Here is an 857-nt window from a genome sequence, read left to right as displayed (position 1 = left end):
GCCGGCGGATGGAACCTACGGAATCGTAGGCTACGAAACCGTAGGTTACGAGAGCGTAGGTTAAACACACCGTAAAGGCCCCTGATCAGCACCGTCCCGGCGGACACGCGAAAGCCCCGGGGCCCGCAGGTCCCGGGGCCGAACGGGTGATCTGGGCGCCCCTCAGGCGTACAGCTCCCGCAGTCGGACCGAGAGGCACGTCACACAACCCTCGAGCTTCTCGAACTCACTGATGTCCACGACCACCGGCTCGTGGCCGAGGTCGGCGAGCAGGTCCGCGGTCTTCGGCGCGCTCGCCGCCATCAGCAGCTTCCCGCCGCCGAGCAGCACCACGTGCGCCCCTGACTCCTCCGGTACGGGGAGGAACCGGGGGAACAGCGACGGCACGTCCGTCTTCGGGATGTGCCCGATCACCGTCCCGTCCGGCAGTGCGGTGACCGCCGACTTCAGGTGCAGCACCTTGCTGACCGGTACGGCGACCACCCGGGCGCCCAGCGGTTCGAACGCCGCCCGGAGCTGCTGGACGCCGGCCGCGTCGGTGCGCCCGCCGCGCCCGACGTAGATCGTGTCATCGATCTTCAGGACGTCACCGCCGTCCAGGGTGCCCGGCTCCCAGATCCAGTTGACCGAGCAGCCCAGCCGCGCCACCGCCTCCTCGACACCCGCGGTCTCCGCGCGCCGCGACTCGGCGCCGGGTCGCGTGATCAGGGCGACGTTCCGGTACATGACGACGGTGTCCTCGACGAAGACCGAGTCCGGGCAGTCGTCGGCCGGGTCCACCTCCAGCGTCTCCCAGCCGTGCGCGCGCAGCGCCTCGACGTACGCCTCCCACTGCTCGACGGCGAGGCCGTGATCGA

1 protein-coding gene is annotated in these 857 nt (G+C 70.2%); it reads right to left on the bottom strand.

The genetic code is table 11. The features are described 5' to 3' along the window. Positions 1–162: 162 nt before the first annotated feature. Positions 163–857: dimethylargininase (gene ddaH, locus IE142_RS34940; protein WP_191889424.1), on the bottom strand; the 695-nt coding region annotated here is incomplete at its 5' end.

It is taken from the genome of Streptomyces mutabilis (genome assembly GCF_014649815.1).
GTDB lineage: Bacteria > Actinomycetota > Actinomycetes > Streptomycetales > Streptomycetaceae > Streptomyces > Streptomyces mutabilis.
The sequence above is the reverse complement of the archived record's forward strand: the minus strand, read 5'-3'. Positions and strand labels throughout refer to the sequence as shown.